Genomic DNA, 22031 nt, shown 5'->3' on the forward strand with positions numbered 1-22031 from the left:
AGGGCATTCCAATACTTTCTATGTTTATAATCTCTTAACCTAAATTTTATAACCTATGAATGTCCCAAATCCTAATGCATCGATTCTAAACTCTTCTCTAGAATCCAAAAATTAAAGTCATTTCTATATCTAAAAAAGTACTGGACAATTCAGTGACTTGATGACTATCAATTTATTAAACTCAATCGAACCTAAGTCTATAAAACCATTAAATATGATTAAAAAACTACGCAACAAACTTAATTTAGAAACTACTTCGACATCTCGAAGCTCTAGCTTTCTAGCTCCTATTCTGATAATTCTACTTTATCTCGGAGGTTTTTCGAACTTACACGGTCAAAGCTTTACAGATGCAACTGAAGCTTTGATGTATGATTTTAATGCTTGTGCATCTTTTGCACATGATGAATCTTTTAAAGATTATTCGGAGTTTACTCCAATTTCAGGAAATTCTTGTGCTGCTATTTCTGGCGGACAGATTTACAGAGTAACAGGGAATCATTCTTGTACAAGTGATGAGCATGGTATTGCAGGTGATGCAGCTTGTTTCCAGTCAAGTACGGACAGTCATTACACCGCTGATCATGAACTAGCCATTCGATTCGATATTGAGGTCTCTGGAAGTAAGGACAAGGCAAGTCGATTAGACGGAATCTCGTTTAAGCAGTTGGCACCCCTACAATACTTATGGAATAATACAGGAATTACAGGCTCTACGGGCCCAAATAATTACCCAACAAAATTCGGAATCCGTGTTTCAAAAGATGGTACAGAAATTATGATGATATCAGATTTAGCTACTACACAATCTTGGTATACTTCTGAATTTAATTTTAATCATAATGAACATTTTGTGGTTGCTGCTGATACAACCAGCACTTTCACATTTGAATTATATAGCTATGCCCCAGTTGGTAACGGTGCTTCCGTTTCTGCTTGGGATTTAGACGATTTAAAGATATTCTCTTCTTGTGAGGAGCGATGTAATCTTACTGTAGATGCAGGAGAAGATCAAAGTGCTTGTAAAGAAGGCGAGTTTGTTCTAACAGCGAATGCTTCTAATGAGTCCGTTTGTACTGAAATTATTTCTTCTTATAAAATAACGGATTCGAATACGGAGGCAGGATGTTTTACTGCAGATCCTGGTGTGATTTTCCAAAAGGGCGATGGTTGTCAAGGTATTGATTATGTATGGAGCGCAGGTGATGATTTAATCCTTAATGAATATGCTGATAATACAGCGACGATTACTGGTAGCGTGATTGACCAAAACGGTCGTGTTGCAACTGTGAATATGGAGTTGTCTGATAAAGAAAATTCAGGTACTACTTGGAATGCCTCTTGTTATTTAGATGGAATTTCTGGTCCGGAGACCTATTACCGTTCATTTATCGGAGCGATTACAGTAGATGGTGTCGCGCAATCTGTGGGAACACGATTTAACGCACATTATATTTTAGCGAATGGTGCTGGTTTTGATTCTAGCCAATATGGTTTAGGAGCATGGACAGGTGGTGCCTTTGGAGAATGTACAGAATGGTTTGGTAATCTGGTTCCTATGCAAATAGAGAATCCGACTCAAGAGATAGAATACCTATGGTCAACCGGAGAAACGACACAATCTATTACAGTAACTGAAGCAGGTGAGTATACCGTGACAGTTTCAGATTGCAAAGGCTGTACTGAAACTGATGCGGTTGCAATAGAAATAATTAGGCCTAAGGCTTACGAATTAACTGGTGGAGATACTTTCTGTATTGATGGTGAAGCTGATTTTCTAACGGATAATACGATTCAGGTTTCAGGTAACATCATGGGCGCCAATAGTACTTTTGTTGTAACAGATTTAGATGGAAAGATTCTTGGACTTCCAGGAACCTTAGAAGCTGTAAAAGGAATCAATTTTGATAGTGCTGGTGCCGGTACATGTTTGATATGGCATTTAGCTTTCGAAGACGGATTGCAAGGCGCAGCTATGGATGCTAACGCCAATGATTTAGAAGGGTGTTTTAGTCTTTCAAACCCTATTAAAGTAGAGCGTTATGAAGGTCCAACTGCGAACGCTGGTGATGATGTTACCGTTTGTGCCGGTGAAGAAGTAATGTTGACAGCAACGGGAGGTGGAACATATTTATGGTCCACAGGTGAGACTACAGCTTCTATAAAAGTAACTCCAACCGCAAAAACTACCTATTCAGTAACAGTAACGTCTGATGGAGGGTGTGAGGCTACTGATGAGGTAATGGTAAATGTTGATGATAAAGTGATAATCGGAGATTATGTATGGTTAGATGACAACCGTAACGGACTTCAAGATGACGGATTAACAGGAATGAATGATATAAAAGTCACTTTATTCCAATGTGACGGTGAAGAAGTTGCTTCAACGATGACTGCTAATAATTCAGAGGGAGAACCTGGCGCATATAACTTTGAAGTTTGTCCGAATTCTGGCGAATATTATGTGGTTTTTGGAGATATTCCTGACGGATTAGAGTTTACTTCAAGCAACACTGGTACCAACGGTGCTGTTGATTCTGACGCAAACGCAGATGGACGAACGGATTGTTTCGAAGTTACGGATGAAGATGATCTTAGCATTGATGGTGGACTGATAGAGTTGTGTGATATTAAGATTGATGCAGGTGATGATGTAGATATTTGTGATAATGAAGTTATTGAAATTACTGCAGATATTATTGATAACACCGCGGATTGTCCTGGTGTATGTGTATACCCAATAAAGGATCAAGAACGTTGCTATGGACCGACTGGTAATTTTGAAATCTATTTAGTTTCTAATGGCGGACTTGAAAATTACAAGTTTAAGGCTTCAGAGCAGAACTTTGAGCGATATGCTGATAACACTGCGAGGTATACAGCTACTGCCTCCAACGGTAAAGATGTAATCAAGGTTGATGCACTATACACAGGGTATAGCACAGTAGCACCGTTAAATAGTCCAAAATCAAACCGTTGTCAGAGTTATGATACTTCTGATTGGGAGTATTGGACAACTTGGTCTGGTACTATTACCTCTGAAAACCATGGTGTGTTTAATCTTTCGGTAAAAGAAGCTGCATTCCAAATGGGAGATGGCGCCGATATGATGCGAACAGGTTTCGGTGCATCAGGTTGGTTCTATGTTGATGGTGGTGACGGATTCTATTCTGAAGGAGATGTGAACGTAACTCTAGACCCATGCGTAGAGAACAGTGTGTCATTTAAATGGACTACTGAAGATGGAGCTATTGTAGGCGATGCAAACCAAAAGACAATTAAAGTCAGCGAACCTGGTACATATATCGTGGAGGCTGTGAATTGTATTGATTGCTATACAACCGATACCATTGTAGTATCAAGAGGTTCTTGTAATATCGGTGCTAAAAAAGCTGTTACTCCTCAAATGTCAACGGTATTTCCTGTTCCAGTTCAATCAGGAGGTACATTAACTGTTGAGTTTGACATCTCAAATGCAGCAAATGAAAACTCAGATGTCAACGTAGTTTCGCTGCAAGCGACTGTTGATTTCCCTGATAGACAAGAAGATGTTACAATGCTATTATACGATATGACAGGTAGAGTGATAAACATTCCAAGGACATTTAAAATTGTCAACGGAAAAGCACTCATCTATCTTGATTTAGATTATATCCCTTCAGGTAAATATATCTTAAGGGCGCAAGGACCGAATTGGTCTGATGCTAAGAATGTTCTGGTGGAATAACCCAGACTAACTCAAACTCGAAAAAGCTGTAACCATATTTGGTTACAGCTTTTTTTATGCATAGTTTTGAATGCGTATGAGAACAAATATCATTTTAGTCAATGTCATTCTGATTGTCCCTCAAAGGGGATGATATAGATTTTCAATGACTTAGAAAGCCTGTATCAGATATATTTGATACAGGCTTTTTTCATTGATAAATAAGTGTCATTTCAGCACAATCGAGTGGTCATATATAACCAATGAGTATGGTAAAAATAAGCACTTATAATTCTGACAATCAATTAATTGAATTGAATTTGATTGAAGTGAATTTGTATCTGTGAGGTATGTTAAAAATACAGAGATTTCGAAAAATATATATTTGTTAGTAAGGAATGAACAATCGCCTTTTTAGAACACAACAAGAGCACCTATGGAATTGAACAAATACAGTAAGAATGTCACCCAAGACCCTACACAACCCGCTGCACAAGCCATGCTTTATGCTATCGGTCTCACGGAAGACGACCTTAAAAAACCGCTTATTGGAATAGGAAGTACGGGCTATGAGGGCAATCCATGTAATATGCATCTGAATGATTTGGCCCAAGAGGTGAAAAAAGGAACTAATGAAGAGGGATTAGTGGGATTGGTTTTTAATACGATTGGAGTAAGTGACGGAATTTCAATGGGTACCTATGGTATGCGATATTCTTTGCCTTCAAGAGATATTATTGCCGATTCTATGGAGACTGTAGTTCAAGCTATGAATTATGACGGATTAGCAACAGTTGTTGGCTGTGATAAGAATATGCCAGGAGCCTTAATGGCCATGATTCGTTTAGATCGACCTTCCGTACTAATATATGGGGGAACCATTGCTTCAGGTTGTTTCAAAGACAAAAAGCTAGATGTAGTTTCTGCTTTCGAAGCCTGGGGAGAGAAGGTAGCGGGTACAATGAACGAGAGCGATTACAAAGGTGTAATTCAAAATGCATGTCCAGGTGCTGGAGCTTGTGGAGGTATGTATACTGCAAACACTATGGCTTCTGCAATTGAAGCATTAGGAATGGCGATGCCCTATAATTCATCCAATCCAGCAATTGGCAAAGAAAAGCAGAACGATGCAATCAATTCAGGAAGGGCTTTGCGCCAACTTATAGAAAAAGATATTAAACCCAGCGATATTATTTCGCGAAAGTCTCTAGAGAATGCCGTTCGCTTGTTAACACTTTTAGGTGGTTCAACGAATGCAGTACTGCACTTTTTGGCTATTGCTAAGGCCGCTGAGGTGGAGTTTACACTTGATGATTTTCAGAAAATTAGTGATACGACTCCGTTTTTGGCAGATTTAAAACCAAGCGGTAAATTCTTGATGGAAGATGTACATCGCGTTGGTGGTGTGCCCGCTGTTATGAAATTTATGTTGGAGAACGGTATGCTGCATGGCGATTGTTTAACAGTAACTGGAAAGACCATAGCCGAGAACTTAGCAGAAGTACCAAGTCTATTAAAAGGGCAAAAGGTAATCAAGCCCTTAGATGCTCCTATTAAAGAAACAGGACACTTACGAATACTTTATGGCAACTTAGCGCAAGATGGGGCTGTTGCAAAAATTACAGGAAAAGAGGGCTTGCATTTCTCAGGACCTGCAAAAGTATATGATGATGAATTTTTAGCAAATGCTGGTATCGGTAGAGGTGAAGTAAAAAAAGGGGATGTAGTAGTTATTCGCTATGAAGGTCCTAAAGGAGGTCCTGGGATGCCTGAGATGCTTAAACCAACCGCTGCCATTATGGGAGCAGGTTTAGGGAAGGAAGTTGCACTAATTACAGATGGCCGTTTTTCAGGAGGAACCCACGGTTTTGTGGTTGGGCATGTATGCCCCGAAGCACAAGAAGGTGGAACGATTGGTTTATTAAATGATGGTGATATTATAACGATCGACGCTGAAAAAAATCAGATTTCTGTGGAGTTGTCAGACGAGGAACTGGCAGAAAGAAGAGCTAATTGGAAACAACCCGCTCTTAAAGTTAGAAAAGGCAGCTTGTATAAATATGCAAAAACAGTTTCATCTGCTTCTCAAGGCTGCGTAACTGATGAATTTTAGCACCTCGATAAAATGTTTTGAATTTGCGCTTGGCGCTTGAATTTGAATTTGAACTATGGAAACAGTAAAAGAGAAAATGACAGAAACAAAGACAAAAGCTACAGTAAAGATTACTGGAGCTGAGGCAATTATCCATTGTTTATTGGCTGAGGGAGTAGACTTGCTGTATGGATATCCCGGTGGTGCTATTATGCCGGTCTATGATGAGTTGTACAAATTCCAAGATAAACTAACACATATTTTAACACGTCACGAGCAAGGAGCAACCCATGCCGCACAAGGCTATGCCAGAGTCTCGGGTAGAGTAGGAGTTGCTATGGCCACCTCTGGACCAGGAGCAACCAACTTAGTTACGGGTTTGGCCGATGCTCAGATTGATTCAACACCAATGGTTTGCATAACAGGTCAGGTACCAAGACATTTGTTGGGGTCTGATGCTTTTCAAGAAACAGATATTATAGGAATTTCAACTCCTGTAACAAAATGGAACTATCAAATTACGAAAGCTTCTGAGATTCCCGAGATTATGGCGAAGGCTTTTTACATCGCAAAGTCAGGTCGCCCAGGACCGGTCTTGATAGATATTACTAAAAATGCACAATTTGAGGAGTTTGATTTTTCATATAAAAAATGCAAAGGTGTACGGAGTTATATTCCCACACCAAAACCAAATATGGGTTCGATTGAAGCTGCTGCTGAATTGATCAATAAGGCTAAGAAACCATTCATTGTATGGGGTCAAGGTGTGATTTTGGGTGAAGCTGAAGAAGAATTGAAAACCGTAATTGAGAAAGCTGGAATTCCTGCGGCATGGACAATAATGGGAGAGTCTGCCATTCCCACCAGTCACCCGTTGAATGTGGGTATGGTAGGTATGCATGGTAATTATGGACCAAATATGTTGACCAATGAGTGCGACTTGTTGATTGCTATTGGAATGCGATTTGATGACCGTGTAACAGGTAATTTAGATGCTTATGCTAAACAGGCTAAAGTCATTCATTTTGAGATTGACCCTGCCGAAATTAACAAGAATGTGAATGCTGATGTTGCAGTTTTAGGAAACTCAAAAGAAACATTAGAACTTCTATTGCCCTTGCTAAATGAGAACAAACATGAGGATTGGCACAATGAGTTCAAGAAAAAACATCAAATTGAATTTGAACAGGTAATCAAGAATGATATTCATCCGACCAAAGAAGGCTTGACAATGGGCGAGGTGATAGAAGAGATCAACCTAGCATCAAAAAACAAAGCGGTAATCGTTACTGATGTTGGTCAGCATCAAATGATTGCCTGTCGTTATGCGAAGTTTGAACAATCAAAAAGTAATATCACCTCTGGTGGATTGGGTACCATGGGCTTTGCCCTCCCTGCCGCAATTGGAGCGAAACAAGGCGCTATGGATCGTGAGGTGGTGGCTATTATAGGTGACGGTGGATATCAAATGACCATTCAAGAGTTAGGTGTTATTTTTCAACATCAGATTCCGGTTAAAATTGTGGTATTGAATAATGATCACTTGGGAATGGTGCGTCAATGGCAAGAATTATTTTTTGACAAACGCTACGCGTCAACTGTTATGGTGAATCCTGATTTTGTTAAAATCGCAGAAGGGTATCATATTGAATCGAAACGTGTAAGTAAACGAGAGGATTTAAAAGCTACAGTGCAAGAGATGATCGCTTCTGATAAGCCTTATTTCCTAGAAGTTAAGGTAGAGAAAGAAGATAATGTGTTTCCTATGATTCCCTCTGGTGCTGCAGTTTCTGATATTCGATTGAAGTAATAAATGTGTTGATACGATGGAAATGAATGATGTCCATTATAAGAAATTAGAAAGAATGTATTTGCAGGCCAATGTCAACACGATGTTATTTGACACAACCACTTGTAAAATAGGAGAGGGTGTTGCAGAAATTGGACTGGATGTGTCTGAAAAATATTTTCATGCTCTAGGAGCAATGCACGGCAGTGTATACTTTAAACTACTGGATGACGCCTCTTTTTTTGCGTTGAGTTCTCTAGTTGAAGATTTTTTTCTTGTAACCACATCATTCAATATAAACTTTATTCGCCCCGTAAATTCGGGACTGATAAAGGCGGTTGGAAAAGTAAAGTATAAGTCAAAACAGGTTTTTGTAGCAGAATCTATTTTGTACAATGAAGAGGGTAAAGAAGTTGCGTTCGGAACAGGAAATTTTGCAAAAAGTAAAATCATGTTGTCGGAAGATATAGGGTATAATTAAGAATATGGACGATTCAAACATTCACGACGTACCAATTATTCATTCAGTGATAGAACGCAAATCCGCTGAAATCGGATTTACAATGCCTTCTGATATTTACATCGGGACTTTGTTGAAAACTCTGATTTCAAGTAAACCTGGTGGAAAGTTCTTGGAGCTTGGTACCGGTATAGGATTGTCTTTATCATGGATGATTGATGGAATGGATATAGAATCAGAGTTAATGACTGTTGACAATGACCCGAAATTGACAACGATTGCTGAGCAATATTTTGGAAATGACGAGCGTGTTGAAATTGTATGTGAAGATGGAACAAAGTGGATTGAGAACTATGCTGGAGATAAATTTGATTTGATTTTTGCCGACGCTTGGCCAGGAAAGTATAGCGAAATAAATGAAATATTAAGTCTGGTTAAGGTTGGAGGGATTTACATTATTGATGATATGACTGCTCAGCCCAATTGGCCAGAAGGACATGATAAGAATGTAGATAGGTTGGTTTCGTATTTGGAAAATAGAGCGGATTTCAATCTTACAAAAATGAATTGGTCCACGGGAGTAATCATTGCAGTAAGAATAAAGTAAGAACAAGAATAGTAGCATACAGATAAGAACTCATGGAAAAGCAATGGTTTACCATCTCAGTATACTCCGAAAATAATGTCGGATTACTGAATAGAATATCAGGGATATTCTTAAAGAGACACATTAATATAGAAGGTTTAAATGTTTCTAAATCAGAAATTGATGAAGTTTCAAAATTTACAATAGTTGTATACACTACGGAAAAATGGGTACACAATATTGTGGGGCAAATCGAAAAGCAAATCGAAGTGATAAAGGCTTTTTATCACACCGATGATGAAACAATTTATCAAGAATCAGCACTTTTTAAAATAGCTTCTGGTTTGTTATTTGATGAACGTCAAATACAGAATATTATAAAGGATAGTAATTCTCAAATCGTTACAGTATCGCGTGACTTTTTTGTTTTAGCAAAGTCGGGTAGACGAAACGAAATTGATGAAATGTATGATCAGTTAAAACCTTTTGGTATTATGCAATTTGTGCGCTCAGGTCGTATTTCGGTATCTAAAGATCAAATGAAAATTTCCACTATACTTGAAGAATTTCAAGAATAAAAACATTTCATACTAATACGAAGGGATTGCGAGAAGTGTTCCTCTCAAATTGAATCAAAAGACTGTAAAGCAATAATTAAGAACCAATATTTATAAAGATTTCCCGCTTTAGGGAAATGAAATTAAAACACTATTTAAATGGCAAATTACTTTAATACACTATCACTTAGAGATCAGTTGACCCAATTGGGAAAATGTAGGTTTATGGAATCTAGCGAATTTTCTGATGGTGTATCCGCATTAAAAGGAAAGAAAATTGTAATCGTAGGTTGTGGAGCACAAGGTCTAAATCAGGGACTCAACATGCGTGATTCTGGATTAGATATTTCGTACACTTTACGTGAGGCGGCGATCAAGGAAAAAAGACAATCCTATTTGAATGCATCTGAGAATGCGTTTACTGTAGGTACTTATGAAGAATTAATTCCGAATGCTGATGTGGTCATCAATTTGACCCCAGATAAGCAGCACACGGCAGTTGTAACTGCAATTATGCCTTTGATGAAACAGGGGGCAACACTTTCGTATTCTCACGGGTTCAATATTGTGGAAGAAGGAATGCAAATACGTGAAGACTTAACGGTCATTATGGTTGCGCCTAAATGTCCAGGTTCTGAGGTGCGCGAGGAATATAAAAGAGGTTTTGGCGTACCAACACTTATTGCTGTGCATCCGAATAATGATCCAGAAGGAAAAGGCTTGGAGCAAGCGAAAGCCTACGCTGTCGGTACAGGTGGACATAGAGCAGGCGTTTTAATGTCATCTTTCGTAGCAGAAGTAAAGTCCGATTTAATGGGAGAACAGACCATTCTTTGTGGTTTGCTTCAAACGGGGAGCATCTTGTGTTTTGATAAGATGATTGAAAAAGGAATTGACGCTGGTTATGCATCAAGACTAATCCAATATGGATGGGAAACTATTACGGAAGGTATGAAGTATGGGGGGATCACCAATATGATGGATCGTCTATCCAATCCGGCGAAAATCAAAGCTTTTGAATTATCCGAAGAATTAAAAGATATTATGCGTCCCTTGTTTCAAAAACATATGGATGATATCATGACGGGTCATTTCTCAAAAACTATGATGGAGGATTGGGCAAATGATGATAAAAATTTATTGACCTGGCGAGCAGCTACTGGCGAAACTGCATTCGAAAAAACTCCCGCAGGTTCAGAAGAAATTAGCGAACAAGAGTTTTACGATAATGGTGTATTAATGGTTGCTATGGTTAGAGCAGGGGTGGAGTTAGCCTTTGAATCAATGACCGAATCAGGTATTATAGCGGAATCGGCTTACTACGAATCTTTACATGAAACACCGCTAATCGCAAATACAATTGCAAGAAAGAAATTGTTTGAAATGAACCGTGTGATTTCTGATACTGCAGAATACGGTTGCTATCTGTTTGATCACGCTTGTAAACCTTTGTTGGCGGATTTCATGAAAAATATCGATACAGATGTTATCGGGAAAGCATATGGCACAGGAAACGGTGTAGACAATGCAAAACTAATTGAGGTGAATAAAGCCTTACGCGAGCATCCTGTTGAAATTGTAGGAGCTCGATTGCGAGAGTCCATGACCGCTATGAAACCTATCGTATAAAAACTTAATCCCTGAGAAATCAGGGATTTTTTATTACCTTTTTTTGAATAATTCTTCTTCTTCTTCACCAAGTAGTTCTTGCTTCCCATTTAAAATCTACATTCTAATATAATTTTTTTTTGGTGTTTCAAGAACACATACGGTATGCGTACTCTTCTCGAGCTTAAAAATTTGATAACTTGAAATGGTCGTTAGTTCTTTGCTTCATAAATCAATAAATTATTTTTCTATGAAGTTTTCAAATTTAATTATCCTGTTAGCGGTCCTGACTTTTTCTGTGAGCACTGCACAGGAAAAAATCAAATCCTATGATTTTAAAAAAGGGGAGGTGCTTGACATCATTCTCTTAAATCAAGCCGAAAATCCAGGAGAACTATTCGAACGGTACAAGAAGACAGCTTTTCCTGTTGCCTTTGAATATGGCTATCAACCACAACCTGGTTTCGGTATTTCAAAATTGACTTTAGGAACCAATAAGGCACAAGCCTTCTTAATTGGGAAATGGGAGAATCTAGAAAAACGGGAAGGGTTTCTGGCTAATATTGCCAAGCGCGTACCTGATTTTCATCAACAACGACGAGACCTTTTCCCTTATTTCGGATTAACCTATTACCCAATGTTAGCAGACTTAAAATTTTCAGTAGACACTTCAAAGTATAACGTGGCGACCGCTTTATGGAATAAGCCTTCAAAAAAGGATGTATCATTTTTTAAAAAATGGAAATCAGAAGTAGAAAAGTCTGGTGGAAAAGTTATTATAACGCTTAAAAACGGCAAGTCGCCATTGGGGTATTATTACAATGCTGATGTATTGTGCATCGTAGAATGGCAAAATGAGAATGCCTTTAATACCTTTACAGAAAAGCATCCATTGGCTTTTTATGAGGCTTTGCGCAATGTACATCAATTTGTGATTCAGTAAATTGCACTCCATGCAGACACTTTTAAATCAACTGGTCTATTTTGGCTTCTTTCAGAGCTTATTGCTGCTATTTATTTACGGGCTTTCACCTAAAAATAGACAACGAATCAATGGTTATATGGCTTTTTTTATTGGTGTTGTGTCCTTTGGTTTAATAGGTAAAGTGCTGTATACGGCAGGCGTTGGTAATTATAACTTTAGATTGATTTCGTTATCTGAGCTTTCAGCCTTGCTTTTTGGTCCAACGATATTTTTGTTCACACGTTCGATAGTCCAACGAAAATCATTTTCAAAACAAGATTTGACGCATTACATTCCAGCTTTGGTATATATCATTTTTGTTGCAGTTTATTTTGTGATTCCAAGTAATGAAGTGCTCGTAGCTCGCGATAAAACGGGAGAATTGATGCGGGTCATTTATGGGTGTCATGCCGTGGGATTGGTAGTGAATATATTTTATTGGGTAAAAGGCTGGCAATTATTAAAAGTCTTTGAAATTGATGTTCAAAACGAGCTGTCTTACGAGCCTCAAACTAGTTTTCTAAAGAATTTCCTAATCATAATAGGAATTTGTCTTTTGATATGGGCTGGCTTATTGCTAACCAGTTTTTTTGGGTTCGATATGCTCGAACGAAATGCTCGACCTTACATATGGCTGCTTTTGGTCTTGATAATTTTGTTTATTACCTATTATGGAATGATAGCACCTCAAGTATTGCAATTATTACCCTTAGGAAAACAAAAAACCAAAAAGTATACTCAATCGAAATTGAGTGCATCTGATCTAGATCGTTTAAAAGAACAACTCGATACCTTGATGCTTGAAAAGAAACCCTATTTGAATAGCAAGCTGTTAAAAACGGAATTAGCAGAAATGTTAGGCGTTAACGACCCTGAATTGGCACGTTTGCTTAATGAGAATATCGGAATGAACTTTTTTGAATACGTTAATTACTATCGTATCAAAGAGTTTGTCGCTTTGGCGAAAACGGAAAAGGCGCAGCAATTGACTTTTTTCGGCTTAGCGCAAGAAGCTGGTTTCCATTCCAAAACAACATTTAATAAATCATTTAAAAAGCTAATGGGTTCTTCACCATCAGCGTATTTCAACAAAAACTTATAATATGAAAAACTATATTTTGATTATGGCCCTTTTTGTGGCCCTGACCGCGCATGCACAATTAAGCTTGCCTGCGCAAAGTCCTTCAGCTAATATAAAACAGACTATCGGACTTACTGAAGTAGAAATTTCCTATTCCAGGCCTAGTGCTCGTGAGCGAACAATATTTGGGGATTTATTACCCTACAATGAATTTTGGCGTGTTGGTGCCAATGCCGCTACTAAGATCACTTTTTCTGGGGATGTATTTGTGGGTGACCAACTTTTGAAAAAAGGAAGTTATTCTCTGTTAGCAAAACCTGGAGTACAGACTTGGCAATTGAATTGGTATACGTATTCCTCAGGGGATTGGAACGACTATGTTGAGGCCCAACCCGTGGTGAAATTGCAGGTACCTGTAAATAAAAGGGGTATAGTCCTAGAGAGTCTGGAACTGCACTTTCAGGATATTACTATGGAAAGTACCACATTGCTATTGGAGTGGGAGCAAACCCGCTTAGAAATTCCTATACGTGTTGACGAGAAAGAACAAATTTCGGCTGACATTATTAAAACTTTAGCCGGACCGGATATTTTCGATTATTATGCTGCAGCTTTGTATTTACATGAAAATCAAACTGAATTAGAGCGAGCCTTGGAATATATTCAGAAAGTTACCGAATCTCCAAAGGCAATGTTTTTCGTTGTAACGCGGGAAGCGCTCATTTTGCAGGATTTAGGAAAAGATCGAGAGGCTAAAAAAGTCGCTGAACGTGCTTTGGCACTTTCTAAAAAGGCGGAGAACAAAGATTTTATTCGAATAAACGAAAAAATCATCAATCAGTAAACGAATAGTTTACACTAGAAAACACTCTGGGTCTTTCTTGATTCAGGGTGTTTTTAAATAAACTCTTCTCTGCTCATTTCTGCTGGCGGGGAGATTCTTTACATGAAAGTAATTGTAGTGGTTAAAGGATTAACTTAAGCTTTTAATTCCTTAATTTAGAAAAGTCTTAAAGTTTGAGATTAGCAAAATAAATAGAAGAATTATCAGTTATGACTGTAGTACCCCAAAATTGACGTCCCAACTTAACCAAAAATAGTCCGTGCAATTTCTTAAAATTATAATAGGCCTCACAATCCTGATGTTAGCTTTTTTAGGGCTTACCTCTTCAAAAGTAAGCTCAAATACACTTGAAGCTAACGTATCAACTCCCACAGAAATAAAGATTGTTGATGAAAAGGCTAGATTAGCCTACAAAGTATATCAACAAAAATTACACACCGCTTTACAACAGTATTTTGACCAAGCCATTGCTTCTGGTGATATTGTAGGAGCTGGGGTAAGTATTGTTCGTGGTGATTCTATTGTTATTTCCGAGGGATTTGGCAAAAGAAGTATCAAAGGGACTGCTAAAGTTGATGGAGAAACGGTATTCCGATTAGGTTCTTTGTCGAAAGGTTTTGCAGGTGTTTTGGCAGCTAATCTTAAGGCGGAAGGCAAATTGTCATGGAACGATAAAATCACGGATTACATTCCTCAATTTCAATTGGGGGACAAAGCAAATACGGCTAAAATCAGATTAGGCCATATTTTATCCCATACTTCAGGAACACCCTATCATAGTTTTACCAATTTAGTGGAAGCAGGATTATCTATGGAGACGATTGCTGCTCGTTTTAATGAAGTAAAACCTATCAGTAAACCGGGACATCAATATAGTTATCAAAATGCCATGTTTTCACTGAGTCAAGAAGTCATGCGAAAAGCAACTGGGAAAGATACCAAGACCTTATTGTCTGAACGTTTTTTTAAGCCTTTGGGTATGACTAGCGTTTCTATGAATCACAAAGACTTAATTACTACAGAAAATATAGCGATGCCGCATTCTCGAAGACGCAGTGGATGGAGAACCCTACCATTGAGAGATAGATATTACAATGCAGTCGCAGCTGGTGGTATCAATGCGAATGCTGAAGATATGGCCAAATGGATGCGTTTTTTGTTAGGCCACAATCCTGAAGTAATGCAAGAAGATGCTTTACAAGAAGTTTTTAATCCTTTTGTTGCAGTCAGTTACAATAACAAATATTATCAACGTTGGCCCGGACACAAACAATCACATTATGGTTTTGGTTGGCGAATTCACAACTATCAAGAAAGTGATAATACGGAGGAAAAAACCATGTGGCATCACGGCGGTAGTGTCAATAATTATCGAAATGAAATAGCCCTTTTTCCTGATACAGATACTGGTATTTGTGTACTTCTTAATGGCAATTCAAGATTAGCGCGTAATGTTATTCCTGATCTATATCATTTGCTAAAAGAACTGGATAAAAAGTAGTTTCAATAAAGATCTGGTACTTTACATTTCCTATGATCAATTTTAAAATCTTCTTTGGGTCTGCTTTTCACTAGATGGAGCATAATAATTCAGTTCGATGCATACCGAACGCTCTTTTTTTGCGTAAATATCTAAACCCCAAAAGATTGCGAAAATGAATACCCCAAAACTATTGGCCCTTGTTTTAACTTCACTTCTACTTTTTACACATTGCAAAAGTGATGATTCTTTAATTCCAACTGATAGTATAGATCAACAAGAAGAACCTGATGATACTATTGATTCTGCCGATGATGACAACGATACGAACGATACCACCGATGACAATTCTGATGACGATACCGATACGCCAAGCACCGATGTAAGCCTCGAGCTTGTAGCAAACGATTTAGAGCCTCACCCTATGCAAGATATTCCCAAACCTGAATATCTTCAGACCATCACTGATCCTTCTTTTGGTACTACTATTCGACGTATTTCAAATGCTGGTGACGGTAATGTCATTAAACCAATGTATAGTACCATACAGGCTTGGAATGCCAATGAAAGTTATATGATTCTTTATGATCAATCGAATGGTGTTCATCAGCTTTTAGATGGCATAAATTATAGTTTTATTAGAAACCTTGATGATGTCAATCCTGATGATATTGAGCAGATTTTTTGGGATTTTAATGAACCTGATATTTTTTTCTATGTAGATCGAAACAATTCGGACTTAATAAAGTATTCCGTTGGAAGTATGACTAAAGAAACACTTGCCAATTTAAGAGATTTATCCAATTGCACAGGCAACATTGGCTCTGGTAACGATGTGCAAATGATGTCTTGGGATTCTGATGTTATCGGATTTCGATGTGATAATAGCACGGCCTATTATTATCGCATTTCTACTGAGGAAGTAGTTCAGTTTGATATTGCTGATATCGAATATACAGCGCCTATGCCAGCACCAAGTGGTGAACGTTTTTATCATAGTCAAACCGTCTTTGGAGCGGATGGAAAAAATATGCGTAACCTCAATGAAAGCAAAACCGAACATTCTTGTTTGGGTAAACTAGTAGGCGGTACAGATGCGCATTTTTCAATCGCATTTGCGGAAGGACCAGAAGGCGGTTGTTTAGGAGACATCATTGCACATGATTTGACTACAGGCGAATGTTTTCCTGTAATTAGTCAAAGTTTGGGCTACGACTATCCGCAATCAGGGACCCATATTTCTGCAGTAGCCCATAAAAATCCGGGATGGATAGCTGCTTCTATGGTAGGTTATGATGAAAACGGACAAACCTTATTAGACCAAGAGTTGGTATTAGCGAGAGTAGAAAAAGGGAATGTACAAGTATATCGTATTGGTCATCATCGTGCTGATGAGAATGAATTTGAATATTGGGGTGAACCTCATGCTGTTATTAGTCCCACAGGAACACGGGTATTATTTGGTTCTGACTGGAGTGGGGCAGAAGACGGAAAATCGGTTGATTCTTATGTAGTGGAACTTCCAGCTTTTATGAGTGCTATGCAGCCTTGATTGATTTTCTGAAGCATTTGTACTATTCGCATGAAATTTTTCTTCAAGTATTTTATCTTCTAGATAGCTCATGCTGACTAATTTGTTTCCGCAGTAAAATCCTTCTATATTTAGATTTTACTAGATATAAAAGCATACTCCATGGTTAAAATCGCCTATATCGGTGCTGGCAGTTTACAATTCGGACCGATTATCGTGCAAGATATTTTGATGAGCACTACACTTTGTCAAAATGGTTTGGAAATCCATTTGATGGATATTGAAAAAAGCCATTTGGACCATGTAGTCAAACATGGTGCGTATGTGAATGAGAAGCTAAATCGCCAGGCCAAAATCATCGCAACTACAGATAGGGATGAGGCCATTAAGGATGCCGATTTTGTCATTTGCGCCCTAGAAAAAGATCGCAATGTCTATTGGGCTCAGGATTTTCATATCCCAAGAAAATATGGCTTTAAACAGGTATACGGGGAGAATGGGGGAGTAGGTTCACTTTTTCACGCCTTACGGAATATCAAGGTTATTATGGATCTAGCAAGGGCTATGGAAACCTTATGCCCCAGTGCGATGCTTTTGAATTTCTCCAATCCCGAACATAAAATATGTGAGGCGGTAACACGCTTAACTTCTATCAAAGCTGTGGGATTATGTCATGGCGTTTTTATGGGCAGAGAGCAATTGTCGGAATTATTGAATGTTCCATTAAATGATTTGCAAACGAAAGCCTGCGGCATCAATCACTTTACTTGGTTCCAAGAAATCACACAAAGGTCCACCGGGGAAGACCTGTACCCAAAACTGCGTGAGATAGAACAAAAAGGGGATTGGTTGGCCAAATGGCACGAATTGGCCTTAGGCAGAATTCTGTTCAGACGCTTTGGACAATGGCCTTCGCCGGCATCAAATCATTATGGAGAATATATTCGTTGGGCCGAAGAGTTTGTGATTCCGCAGTTGCAATTTTTCTATGACCCCGCAGAAGGACATCCATGGGAAAATAATCAAATTCCTGAAGGAGTATATACAGTTGACCGTGTCGATTACGAACGAGAATGGACGAAAGATTGGAGCAAGAAACTGCTGCCAGTAGGAAGCACCGAAGAAATACAATTAGAAAATGATGATGGAAGCTTTAAAAGTTCTGGAGAAATAGCGACCCAAATTATGGAGTCCGTGGTAAGCAATGAAAAGCAATGGCTTGAAGCTGTGAATGTTCCGAATAAAGGAGCGATTCCGAATTTACCTGATGATTTGGTGGTAGAACTTCCTGCCTATTGTGATACCCAGGGAATTCAACCGATTTCGATGGAACCCATTCCAGAAGGCATTGCGGCGACCATTCGTTTACATGCCAGTATTCACCAACTCTTGGTGGAAGCCTATGATGAACAATCTAAAGACAAACTTTTGCAGGCCATTTTAATTGAACCTACGGTAAACTCCTATAGAAACGCTGTTGATATGTGCAATGAAATGCTGACCTTACAAAAAGAGGTTTTGCCTCCGCTGAATTAAATGCAAATAAACCAACCACAACAAAAACTACAGGCCTATGGGACTTGAACCCCTAGATTGGGCCGTCATCATTGCCTATCTGCTCTTATCGATAGGCATCGCCTTTTTTGTCGCGAAACATAAATCAAAGAACATTACCGATTTTTTTGTCGCTGGGCGCAATTTGCCTTGGTGGCTTTTAGGCACTTCGATTGCTGCAACTTGGTTTGCTACGGATGCTCCATTAGCTGTAACTGCTTTGGTGCGAAGCAAAGGCATTTATGGCAATTGGCTCTGGTGGTACTTGGGAACAGGTATTATGATGATGGTCTTTTTCTATGCGAAATACTGGCGCAGGGCTGAGATACTGACCGATGCTGAAATGATTGAATTGCGGTATAGCGGTAAATCGGCTTCGGTACTTCGGGGTTTTACAGCTGCTTTCTTCGGAATATTTAAAAACTGCATTTCCATGGGATGGGTAATTCTCGCCATGCTCAAATTTTCTAATATCATGTTAGGATGGAGCGCTGAATTTGCGCTTGGAATAACCTTAACCTTTGCACTTGTGCATACCTTAACTTCAGGAATCAAAGGAGTGGTCATCTTAGATATGCTGCATTTTTCCGCAGGTACCATTAGTACTATGATACTCGCTATTTTGGTAATGGTGCAGGTCGGTGGACCGACAGAACTGGCCACTCAAATCGCTGCAAGAGCTGATGCACCGGCAGGTGTATTGGATATGCTCCCGGATTTATCGCATATTGGTGCTACTGAAATGATTGCTTTTGTTTGCCTTATCGGTGTCCTATGGCTCGGGCAAGCACAAGGTGATGGATATATTGTGCAACGTCTGTTTTCTGCGAAGAACGAAAAGCATGCGATCAAAGCTTCACTTTGGTTTGCTGTTGCTGGAGTGGTTATTTTGACTTGGCCATGGATTGTAGTTGGTCTTGGTTCTATTGTGATTTTACCCATTTCCGAGGCTACACCAGCTTTATTGGCAGACCCTGAATTGGCCTACCCGATGATGATTCATGAGGTCTTGCCCGTCGGATTGAAAGGACTTCTAGTAGCAGCTTTTATGGCGGCCTTTATGAGTACGATTGATACCCATTTGTGTTGGGGAGGTTCGTATATGGTCAATGATATTTACAAACGCTTTATCAATACCAAAGGCAATGATAGCCATTACTTGATGGTTTCCCGAGTGAGCATTACCTTGCTATTAGTGCTATCTGCAGCAGCTGCCTGGCAGATGGATAGTATTGCAGGAGCATGGATTTACATTATCGAAATAATTTCCGGCATCGCCATCATAGTAATGCTGCGTTGGTTTTGGTGGCGCATCAATGCATGGTCGGAAATTGCAAGTATGCTATCAGCTTTGTTCTTGGCCAACGGATTTTTATGGATTAAATGGATCCATAACTTCGGATGGGTCAACGATGCCGTTTTAGCGCAAGTGAATGGCTGGTACGAAGATGATGTTGCACTGATTCGCGCAACGGTGATTCTTTTGTTGTGCACTGCCATAAGTCTGATGGTAACCTTCGCTACAAAACCGGTGGACAATGAAAAGCTAGTTTCGTTCTATAAAAAAGTCCGCCCGAAAGGATGGTGGGGACCCATAGCGGCCCAAGTTCCTGAATATGTTGATACGAGTAGTTCACGTGATTCTTGGCTCGGATTTGTTTTTGGCGTCATCTTTTTAAATAGTATTTTATTTAGCGTAGGACATTTAATATTAGGAAGTTACACTATTGCATTGATATTAATAGTTATAGGTGGAATCACAGGTTGGTTGACGCTTAAATTAGTGGAAACGGCAAAAACACAGGAGGTCACATGAACATCAGTTATTTCTCGGATACAGAAGCGATGAGTCAACGAGCGGCGGAGATTGTACTTGAAGAAGTTCGACAAAATCCGAATGCCTTACTATGCACCGCAACCGGAAACTCTCCAACAAAACTTTACCAAAGCTTAGCGCAATGCGCCTCGCTGTTTGAAAAGACACGTATCATTCCCTTAGACGAATGGGTTGGTCTGCCTACGCTCGAAGGTTCGTGTCACGCGTATATCCATGAGCACATCTTAAAACCCTTAAACATTTCTGAGGAACGGTATTTTGGTTTTAACACCAATGTCATTGAGCTTGAAGAAGAATGCAATCGCATACATACCGTTTTAGAACGCGAGGGACCTATTGATATCTGTACTTTAGGTTTAGGGAAAAACGGACATCTAGGCTTTAATGAACCTGCAGAAGAATTGCAAGCACATTGTCATATCGCAAACTTAGCAATACAATCACAAGATCATAGCATGATTGGAAGTAGTGAAACAAAGCCCACTCAAGGACTTACTTTAGGAATGCAAGACATCCTAGCAGCAAAAAAAATACTGCTATTGGTTTCAGGTGAGGGTAAACAAGAGGTTACAAAGTACCTACTTTCTGGCACTATTACGAATGATTGTCCTGCTTCTTGGCTCTGGAAACATGACAATGTACATTGCTTACTAGTGAATTAGTCAAAGACTAGCTTCCCGCAAAAGGAGAGCCAAAAATACCCACACTAAGTTCCGCCCAAATTAGAAATAGTAGAATAGCCAAAAAAAGTATTCCAATAATCAAGGCTCTTTTTGATGGATTAGCCTTTAATACATGAGCGCCAGCATTCCTTCCTTTTGTTCTAGCGGAGTTTGTCGAAGTGCCATTTTCAATACTTACCTGAAATTTTCCATTGTCAATAGCAGTTCTTTTCTCTTTTATGATATGTTTTGAATCATAGCAATTAGGGTCATTTGCTAAGTCATCAATAATATCTTTTGCATCTTTCAAACCAATATTCGTAGCTTCAAGAACCATTTTTATAGCCTGAATTTTACTTTCCCTGATAAGTTTTAGCAGTTCTTCTTTAGGAAATTCGATATCGTTAATGATAATCTTCATAAAGTTTTAAAATAGCAAGTGTATTATTTGTGAGTCTTATAGTGCTGCGTCAGCCAAAGGTATTCTCTCCAGCTGTTCTTTAAATTCAAGAACCTCCCATAAATAAATTTCATTCAAATACTCATTGTATTCATCATCTCTTTTATAGACCATGCTTTCTTCAGTCTTTTTAAGATGCGTTTTGGCAAGTTCAACATTACCTATTTTCAAATACGTTTGAGCCAAGCCAAAATGCGCTTCACAAATGGAAGCTGATTGTGCTAAGGCCCTTTTGAATTCTGAAATAGCTTTTTCATAATTCCCGAGTTGGTATTGACACAAGCCCAAATAAACAAAGGTTTGCGGGTCGGCCCAATCCTCTTTTTCATTCGCTATAGTGCGATTAAAAGCTTCAATGGCTTTGGAGTATTCTTTTTTGCCATAGTAGCATTCGCCTCTTAAAAAGTCGATGTTTTCACCCCAAGGCGCGTCTACGACATCAGGGGTCAATTTGTCTAATCTGTCGAAATCTTCTAAGGCATTATCATAAGCACGAAGTTTTCGCAGTTTCATCCAACCACGATACCCAAGATGCAATGCCGGGTCACGTTCAACCGCTTGGTCGAGGAGTTCAAATCCTTTGGCAAAATTTCCATATTTGTTCCATGCGACGGACTGTTCAAAATAGACCTTTGAATAATCAGGATATTCTCCTTTTAATTGATTGAACATTTTTTGAGAAAGCAACGAGCCTTGAGGCCCTGCTAACATAAAACGTGTTTCTTTTGGAGCAAGGAATACAAAGTAAACTACTACTAAAATGAAGATCAGAAAAAATGACGAGAACCCTATTTTTAATATTTTAAGGAATAATTTCATA

17 protein-coding genes are annotated in these 22031 nt (G+C 38.9%); 15 read left to right on the top strand and 2 right to left on the bottom strand.

Annotation, left to right across the window (positions count from 1 at the left end):
* Positions 1 to 214 precede the first annotated feature (214 nt).
* From ACKWCD_RS02320 to ACKWCD_RS02390, 15 genes are all read left to right on the top strand, one after another.
* The gene (locus tag ACKWCD_RS02320; protein ID WP_413982311.1) at positions 215 to 3727 is read left to right on the top strand and encodes an SdrD B-like domain-containing protein; all 3513 of its coding nucleotides are present in this window, start codon (positions 215 to 217) and stop codon (positions 3725 to 3727) included.
* Positions 3728 to 4142: 415 nt separating this feature from the next.
* Positions 4143 to 5819, top strand: a complete 1677-nt coding sequence (ilvD, locus tag ACKWCD_RS02325; protein ID WP_413982312.1) for a dihydroxy-acid dehydratase — start codon at positions 4143 to 4145, stop codon at positions 5817 to 5819.
* Positions 5820 to 5874: 55 nt separating this feature from the next.
* Complete coding sequence (gene ilvB, locus ACKWCD_RS02330) at positions 5875 to 7608, top strand: biosynthetic-type acetolactate synthase large subunit (RefSeq protein ID WP_413982313.1); 1734 nt, start codon at positions 5875 to 5877, stop codon at positions 7606 to 7608.
* Positions 7609 to 7624: 16 nt separating this feature from the next.
* The gene (locus tag ACKWCD_RS02335; protein ID WP_413982314.1) at positions 7625 to 8068 is read left to right on the top strand and encodes a PaaI family thioesterase; all 444 of its coding nucleotides are present in this window, start codon (positions 7625 to 7627) and stop codon (positions 8066 to 8068) included.
* 4 nt (positions 8069 to 8072) lie between these two features.
* Complete coding sequence (locus ACKWCD_RS02340) at positions 8073 to 8654, top strand: O-methyltransferase (protein WP_413982315.1); 582 nt, start codon at positions 8073 to 8075, stop codon at positions 8652 to 8654.
* Positions 8655 to 8686: 32 nt separating this feature from the next.
* Complete coding sequence (ilvN, locus tag ACKWCD_RS02345) at positions 8687 to 9211, top strand: acetolactate synthase small subunit (protein WP_413982316.1); 525 nt, start codon at positions 8687 to 8689, stop codon at positions 9209 to 9211.
* Between the two features lie 138 nt (positions 9212 to 9349).
* The gene (gene ilvC, locus ACKWCD_RS02350; protein ID WP_413982317.1) at positions 9350 to 10819 is read left to right on the top strand and encodes a ketol-acid reductoisomerase; all 1470 of its coding nucleotides are present in this window, start codon (positions 9350 to 9352) and stop codon (positions 10817 to 10819) included.
* A gap of 229 nt (positions 10820 to 11048) precedes the next feature.
* Complete coding sequence (locus tag ACKWCD_RS02355) at positions 11049 to 11741, top strand: hypothetical protein (protein ID WP_413982318.1); 693 nt, start codon at positions 11049 to 11051, stop codon at positions 11739 to 11741.
* Positions 11742 to 11751: 10 nt separating this feature from the next.
* On the top strand, positions 11752 to 12864 hold the full coding sequence (locus ACKWCD_RS02360) for a helix-turn-helix domain-containing protein (RefSeq protein WP_413982319.1): 1113 nt from the start codon (positions 11752 to 11754) through the stop codon (positions 12862 to 12864).
* A gap of 1 nt (position 12865) precedes the next feature.
* Positions 12866 to 13687 carry a DUF2911 domain-containing protein gene (locus ACKWCD_RS02365; protein WP_413982320.1) on the top strand — a complete coding sequence of 274 codons (822 nt, stop codon included), beginning with the start codon at positions 12866 to 12868 and terminating at the stop codon, positions 13685 to 13687.
* 259 nt (positions 13688 to 13946) lie between these two features.
* Entirely contained in the window at positions 13947 to 15188 is a 1242-nt protein-coding gene (locus ACKWCD_RS02370; protein WP_413982321.1) for a serine hydrolase domain-containing protein, read from the top strand.
* A gap of 154 nt (positions 15189 to 15342) precedes the next feature.
* Entirely contained in the window at positions 15343 to 16719 is a 1377-nt protein-coding gene (locus tag ACKWCD_RS02375) for a hypothetical protein (protein WP_413982322.1), read from the top strand.
* Between the two features lie 141 nt (positions 16720 to 16860).
* Positions 16861 to 18234, top strand: coding sequence for a family 4 glycosyl hydrolase (locus ACKWCD_RS02380; RefSeq protein ID WP_413982323.1), 1374 nt, complete (start codon positions 16861 to 16863; stop codon positions 18232 to 18234).
* A gap of 37 nt (positions 18235 to 18271) precedes the next feature.
* Positions 18272 to 20068 (top strand): sodium:solute symporter family protein, encoded by a 1797-nt coding sequence (locus ACKWCD_RS02385; protein WP_413982324.1) that lies wholly within the window; start codon positions 18272 to 18274, stop codon positions 20066 to 20068.
* Positions 20065 to 20751: a galactosamine-6-phosphate isomerase gene (locus tag ACKWCD_RS02390; protein ID WP_413982325.1), complete on the top strand. Its 687-nt coding sequence runs from the start codon at positions 20065 to 20067 to the stop codon at positions 20749 to 20751. Before ACKWCD_RS02385 ends, ACKWCD_RS02390 begins: the two co-directional genes overlap by 4 nt.
* A 7-nt stretch (positions 20752 to 20758) precedes the next feature.
* On the opposite strand, the gene ACKWCD_RS02395 is transcribed toward ACKWCD_RS02390, so the two are convergent.
* Positions 20759 to 21172, bottom strand: a complete 414-nt coding sequence (locus ACKWCD_RS02395) for a ribosomal protein L7/L12 (protein ID WP_413982326.1) — start codon at positions 21170 to 21172, stop codon at positions 20759 to 20761.
* Positions 21173 to 21208: 36 nt separating this feature from the next.
* A complete protein-coding gene (locus tag ACKWCD_RS02400) occupies positions 21209 to 22030 on the bottom strand; it encodes a tetratricopeptide repeat protein (RefSeq protein ID WP_413982327.1) in 822 nt (273 codons plus the stop codon).
* Position 22031: the final 1 nt, after the last annotated feature.

It is taken from the genome of Maribacter taeanensis (assembly GCF_047345145.1).
Lineage (GTDB): Bacteria > Bacteroidota > Bacteroidia > Flavobacteriales > Flavobacteriaceae > Maribacter_C.